This is a genomic window from Arthrobacter sp. CMU6 (genome assembly GCF_059090205.1).
The window spans coordinates 69795-75998 of the sequence record NZ_JBNHFL010000026.1 but is presented as its reverse complement, the minus strand read 5'-3'; the positions used below and the strand labels follow the sequence as shown (position 1 = coordinate 75998).

The 6204-nt window shown below is 67.1% G+C and carries 7 protein-coding genes; 6 read left to right on the top strand and 1 reads right to left on the bottom strand.

Translation table 11 applies throughout. The features are described from left to right. The 6 genes from AC5RWD_RS17510 to AC5RWD_RS17485 all read left to right on the top strand — a co-directional run. A partial coding sequence (locus AC5RWD_RS17510; protein ID WP_494021227.1) for a hypothetical protein occupies positions 1-272 on the top strand: 272 nt, incomplete at its 5' end. Positions 273-462: 190 nt separating this feature from the next. Further along, complete coding sequence (locus AC5RWD_RS17505; protein ID WP_494021226.1) at positions 463-1707, top strand: PucR family transcriptional regulator; 1245 nt, start codon at positions 463-465, stop codon at positions 1705-1707. 88 nt (positions 1708-1795) lie between these two features. Further along, complete coding sequence (locus AC5RWD_RS17500; RefSeq protein ID WP_494021225.1) at positions 1796-2725, top strand: ACP S-malonyltransferase; 930 nt, start codon at positions 1796-1798, stop codon at positions 2723-2725. Then, the gene (locus tag AC5RWD_RS17495) at positions 2722-3786 is read left to right on the top strand and encodes a beta-ketoacyl-ACP synthase III (protein WP_494021224.1); all 1065 of its coding nucleotides are present in this window, start codon (positions 2722-2724) and stop codon (positions 3784-3786) included. The genes AC5RWD_RS17500 and AC5RWD_RS17495 overlap by 4 nt, the downstream gene beginning before the upstream one ends. A gap of 81 nt (positions 3787-3867) precedes the next feature. Continuing rightward, positions 3868-4113 carry an acyl carrier protein gene (locus AC5RWD_RS17490; RefSeq protein WP_003806076.1) on the top strand — a complete coding sequence of 82 codons (246 nt, stop codon included), beginning with the start codon at positions 3868-3870 and terminating at the stop codon, positions 4111-4113. A 200-nt stretch (positions 4114-4313) separates the two neighbouring features. After that, positions 4314-5549 carry a beta-ketoacyl-[acyl-carrier-protein] synthase family protein gene (locus tag AC5RWD_RS17485; protein ID WP_494021223.1) on the top strand — a complete coding sequence of 412 codons (1236 nt, stop codon included), beginning with the start codon at positions 4314-4316 and terminating at the stop codon, positions 5547-5549. 141 nt (positions 5550-5690) lie between these two features. Here the strand turns inward: AC5RWD_RS17485 and AC5RWD_RS17480 are convergent, their stop codons facing one another. Further along, complete coding sequence (locus AC5RWD_RS17480; RefSeq protein ID WP_003806074.1) at positions 5691-6194, bottom strand: DUF3145 domain-containing protein; 504 nt, start codon at positions 6192-6194, stop codon at positions 5691-5693. Between the last annotated feature and the right edge of the window lie 10 nt (positions 6195-6204).

Sequence of the window (6204 nt, the reverse complement as noted above, 5' to 3'; positions counted from 1 at the left end):
CGGACTACATGAAGGCCGTCCCGGACCAGATCCGGCAGTTCGTCCCGAACGACTTCGCCACCCTCGGCGCCGACGGCTTCGGCTTCTCCGACACCCGGGCCGCCGCCCGCCGCTTCTTCAAGAACGACACCCACTCCGTCGTTGTGAAGACCCTGCAGCTGCTCGCAGCCAAGGGTGAGGTTGACGGACAGGCACCGGCGCAGGCGATCGAGAAGTACCGCCTGCTCAACGTGAACGCCGGCACTACGGGCAACGCCGGAGGCGAGTCCTAACCAGCCGGCCTAACCGGAGTGCGAAAACGAACGACGGCGGTTCCCACCCAAGGTGGGGGCCGCCGTCGTCCGTTTGCGGTACTTCAGCGGCACTCCGCCGAAGCGCCGGACCGGCTGTGACTCAGCACAACCGAAGTTGTAGCCTTTGCACAAAATGGAGCTTGCCCCGCAGGGGCCGTATGCTCGAATTATGCCCGAGCCGTCCCCCTCCCCTGCACCGCGCAAACCGTCCTCCCGGACCATGACTCCGGAGAAGACGGAGACCCTGAAAAAGCTCAGGGCCAGCGTCGGTCAGTTGTCCACCACCACCATGCGCCAGCTGGAAAAGTCCCTGCCGTGGTACAGCCGGCTCAGTTCGGACGAGCGCTCCGCACTGGGTCTGGTGGCGCAGAACGGCATCGCGGCGTTCGTCACCTGGTACGAGCGCCCCAGTTCCCCGTCATGGATCCTGTCCGACGTTTTCGGTACGGCCCCGACGGAACTGACCCGGTCCATCAGCCTGCAGAAGGCGCTCCAGCTCATCCGGATCGTGGTGGAAGTGGTGGAGGACCAGGTTCCGGTCATCGCTCCCGAAGCGGACCAGCCCTCCCTGCGCGAAGCAGTCCTCCGGTACTCGCGGGAAGTGGCATTTGCCGCCGCCGACGTGTACGCACGCGCCGCGGAATCCCGGGGCTCCTGGGACACGCGGCTCGAAGCCCTGATTGTGGACGCCATCCTGCGCGGCGAAAACACTGACGCGCTGCGCTCGAGGATCGCCGCGCTCGGCTGGAAGGCGCAGGAGCGCTTCACCGTGATGGTGGGGAACTCGCCGTCGGAACCCAGTGCCAGCTACGTCAGCGAGCTGCGCCGCATGGCTGGCCGGTACGCGGAGGATGCCCTCGTGGGAATCCAGGGCGACCGCCTCATCCTGATCCTGGGCGGCGTGCACGACCGGGAAACCGCGTATGTGAAGCTCAGCGAAATGTTCGCGCCAGGACCGGTCGTTTACGGGGCGGAGGCCAGCTCCCTGCTGGAAGCCAGCGGCTCGGCGCAGTCTGCCTTCGCCGGGCTCACCGCCGCCCGGGCCTGGCCCGCAGCTCCGCGCCCGGTGGCAGCCGACGACCTCCTGCCGGAACGGGTCATCTCCGGGGACGATGCCGCCCGGCGGTCGCTCGTGAAGAACATCTACCGGCCGCTCCTCGCCGCGTCCAACGGGCTGGTGGAAACGCTCGGCACCTACCTGGAACTGGGGCATTCGCTTGAGGCGACAGCACGCGAACTCTTCGTCCATGCCAACACGGTGCGGTACCGGCTCAAGCGCGTTTGCGACGTGACGGGGTGGGATCCGCTGCTTCCCAGGGAGGCCTTTGTGCTCCAGGCAGCCCTGGTGGTGGGGCGGCTTTCCACACCTCCCAAGCCCGCCGTCGAGCGTGTTGCCGCTCGGAACACGAACTGAACCGTTGTAGACTTCCTACAATCTGACCCCGTGAGCTTGGTGTACGGAAACACCAATGGATCACCCGGTAATTTGGAAAGCTGGATACGTGCTTGCAATCGTCTGCCCTGGACAGGGCTCACAGACCCCCGGTTTCCTGGCCCCTTGGCTGGAACTGCCCTCCGTAGCAGGCCATCTGGCCTCCCTGAGCGAAATTGCAGGCATCGACCTCACTGCGCACGGGACCACCTCTGACGAGGAAACCATCAAGGACACCGCCGTCGCGCAGCCGCTCATCGTGGCAGCCGGGCTGGTGGCTGCCAAGTCACTGTTCGACGTCGAACTCAGCACCCTGCCGGTCATCCTGGCGGGGCACTCGGTGGGCGAGATCACGGCGTCCGCGCTGGCCGGCGTGCTCACCGAAAAGGAAGCCATGACGTTTGTGCGTGAGCGCGCCAACAGCATGGCCGCGGCTGCTGCCGTCACCCCCACCGGCATGAGCGCCGTGGTGGGCGGCGACCCCGCCGAGGTACTGGCCGCCATTGAGGCCGCCGGCGCAACGCCGGCAAATGTCAACGGCGCGGGCCAGACCGTCGCCGCCGGCACCTTCGAACAGCTCAAGGCCCTGGCCGAGAATCCGCCGGCCAAGGCGCGCGTGATTCCGCTAAAGGTCGCCGGGGCATTCCACACCTCCCACATGGCTCCCGCAGTGAGCGCCCTCGAGGCGCTCCGCCCGGAACTGCAGCCACAGGCACCCGCCGTGCCGCTGCTGTCCAACTTCGACGGCCGGGAGGTCACGGAGGGCGCCGCCGCCGTCGACAGCCTGATCGCCCAGGTCTCGCGGCCGGTCCGCTGGGACCTCTGCATGGAGACCCTCGTGAACCGCGGAGTCACCGGCGTCATCGAACTCGCTCCCGCGGGCACCCTGGCCGGGCTGGCCAAGCGGGGCATGCCGGGTGTCAAGACCGTTGCTGTCAAAACGCCGGAGGACCTGTCCGCGGCCCTTGCACTCTTCGCAGAACTGGAAGGACAGGCATGAGCAGCACGCCGGTACTGAAGCAGACCCCGCTCAACGAGCACACCCGGATCCTCGGCATCGGCGCTTACCGCCCGGACGTCCTGGTCACCAACGAGGACGTATGCCAGTGGATCGATTCCTCCGACGAGTGGATCCGCCAGCGTACCGGCATCGTCACCCGCCACCGCGCCCCCGCCGATGTCAGCGTGATCGACATGGCCGAGGGTGCCGCCCGTGAGGCCATGCAGAAGGCGGGCATCGAGGCATCCCAGCTCGGTGCAGTGATCGTCTCCACGGTGACCCACCCGTACGCCACGCCCTCGGCTGCCGCGAGCCTCGCCGACCGCCTGGGCGCCACGCCCGCCCCGGCCTTTGACATCTCCGCTGCCTGCGCCGGCTACTGCTACGGCATAGCCCAGGGTGATGCGCTGGTCCGTTCAGGGGCCGCCAAGTACGTCCTGGTTGTCGGCGCGGAAAAGCTCTCCGACGTCATCGACAACCGCGAACGCACCATCTCGTTCCTGCTGGGCGACGGCGCCGGCGCCGTCGTCATCGGCCCGTCGGACACGCCCGGCATCGCGCCGTCGGTGTGGGGATCGGACGGCAGCAAGTGGGATGCCATCGGCATGACCCGCTCCATCCTGGATGTCCGCGACCTCGGCCTCGCAGCACGCCGGTCCGACTCCACGGGCGACCTCGCGCTCCTCGAAGAGGCGCAGGAACTCTACCCGACCCTCCGCCAGGACGGCCAGACGGTGTTCCGCTGGGCAGTCTGGGAGATGGCCAAGGTTGCCCAGCAGGCTCTGGACGCCGCCGGTATCCAGGCCGAGGACCTGGTGGCCTTCATTCCGCACCAGGCCAACATGCGGATCATCGACGAGATGGTCAAGAAGCTGAAGCTGCCCGAGACCGTCACCGTTGCCCGGGACATCGCCGATGCCGGCAACACCTCGGCGGCCTCGATCCCATTGGCCACGCACCGCCTGCTCCAGGAAAACCCCGCGCTGAGCGGCGGACTTGCCCTGCAGATTGGCTTCGGCGCCGGACTGGTCTTCGGCGCCCAGGTAGTTGTCCTTCCGTAGCAATCCCGATAACCAAGCCGCAACCGCGGTTTGCCCATTTCCGGCATCCCCTGCCGGCAATAACAAGAAAAGGAGCCATCAATGGCTAGCAACGAAGAGATCCTGGCCGGACTGGCTGAAATCGTCAACGAAGAAACCGGCCTGGCCCCCGAGGCCGTCGAGCTGGACAAGTCCTTCACCGAGGACCTGGACATCGACTCCATCTCCATGATGACCATCGTCGTCAACGCCGAAGAGAAGTTCGGCGTCCGCATCCCGGACGAAGAGGTCAAGAACCTCAAGACCGTTGGCGACGCCGTTGACTTCATCTCCAACGCCCAGGCGTAAGTAAGACACCCGCCTTCATTGGCCCTAGCCTCTACAGGCTCCAGCTTCACGGCTGAACCCGGCTGGCCGGCCCGGACTTCCCGGATCGGCCAGCCGATGCACCACCCCTAAATTTTTTGCAGACTTCCCCGCACGCCACCCACTCCGGCCACCGGCCAGCAGCACAGGACACGGCAGGCGCACCGACAGAGAGTGATCCCATGACACGCAAAGTAGTCATTACAGGTCTGGGTGCCACCACGCCCATCGGCGGCGATGTACCCACGATGTGGCAGAACGCGCTGAAGGGCGTTTCCGGAGCCCGGACTCTTGAGGATGACTGGGTTGCCAAGTACGAGCTGCCGGTCCACTTCGCCGCCCGGTGCTCCACGCCGGCCCTCGACGTCCTGAGCCGCGTTGAGGCCAAGCGCATGGACCCGTCGACCCAGTTCGGCGTCATCGCCGCACGTGAGGCCTGGGCAGACTCCGGCATCACCGAAATCGACCCTGACCGGCTGGCCGTCGCCTTCGCCACCGGAATCGGCGGCGTCTGGACGCTCCTTGACGCGTGGGACACGCTGAAGGAGAAGGGCCCCCGCCGCGTCCTGCCCATGACGGTTCCGATGCTCATGCCCAACGGCGTGGCCGCCGCCGTCAGCCTGGACCTGGGGGCCCGCGCCGGTGCGCACACACCCGTTTCCGCCTGCGCGTCCGGCACGGAAGCCATGCACCTCGGACTGGACCTGATCCGCTCAGGCAAGGCCGACGTCGTCATGTGCGGTGGCGCCGAAGCCGCCATCCACCCGATGCCGCTTGCAGCCTTCTCCTCGATGCAGGCCCTTTCCCGGCGCAATGACGACCCCGAGCACGCCTCGCGCCCCTACGACCTTGACCGTGACGGCTTCGTCATGGGCGAAGGTGCCGGCGCACTGGTGCTGGAAGCGGAGGAGCACGCCCTCGCCCGCGGTGCCCGGATTTACGGCGAGCTCGCCGGCACCTCGGTGACCGCCGACGCCTACCACATCACGGCACCGGACCCGCAAGGCCTGGGTGCCACCCGCGCCCTCAAGGCAGCCATGTTCGATGGCCGCATCCAGGCGGAGGACGTGGTCCACGTCAACGCCCACGCAACGTCGACGCCGGTCGGAGACAAGCCGGAGTACACGGCCCTGAAGGCGGCGCTCGGCAACCACGTAGGGAGCGTTGCCGTCTCGGCCACCAAGTCGCAGATGGGCCACCTGCTCGGCGCCTCGGGCGCCGTCGAGGCCGTTCTCACCGTCCTGGCAGTCCACGAGCGCAAAGCTCCCCTCACCATCAACCTCGAGAACCAGGATCCGGAGATCCCGCTCGACGTCGTGACCTCGGCCCGCGACCTGCCGGCCGGCGACATCGTCGCGCTCAGCAACTCGTTCGGCTTCGGCGGGCACAACGCCGTCGTTGCCATCCGCAGCGTGTGATGTGACCTAAATCTATGGCCGAAGAAGCCCCCGCCGGTTGGCGGGGGCTTCTTCGTTGCTATGGGGATTGCCGTGGCTCACACGTCAGCCGGGCGGCGCTGCTCGTCAGCCGACTTTGCCCGTCAGCCGGACCCTTGCCCGTCAGCCGACCTGGTGCAGCCAGCGCACCGGGGCGCCTTCGGCGGCGTGCCTGAACGGTTCCAGCTCCTCGTCCCACGCCTCACCGAGGGCAAGCGACAGCTCATGGTAAACGGCTGAGGGATCGCCGGCGCCGGCCTCATAGGCGTAGCGGATGCGGTCCTCTGACACCATGATGTTGCCGTGCACATCCGTTACGGCATGGAAAATGCCCAGCTCGGGTGTGTGGGACCAGCGTCCACCGTCCACGCCCTGGCTGGGTTCTTCGGTGACCTCGAAGCGCAGGTGTGCCCAGCCCCGGAGGGCAGACGCAAGCTGCGCACCTGTCCCCTGCGCGCCGGTCCAGGACAGCTCCGAGCGGAACATTCCGGGCGCGGCGGGCTGAGGGGTCCATTCAAGATCCGTTCGCTTGTCCACGACGGATCCGATGGCCCACTCAACGTGCGGGCACAGTGCGGTTGGGGCCGAGTGAATAAACAGCACACCGCGGGTCATTGCAACAGACATTCCATCCTCC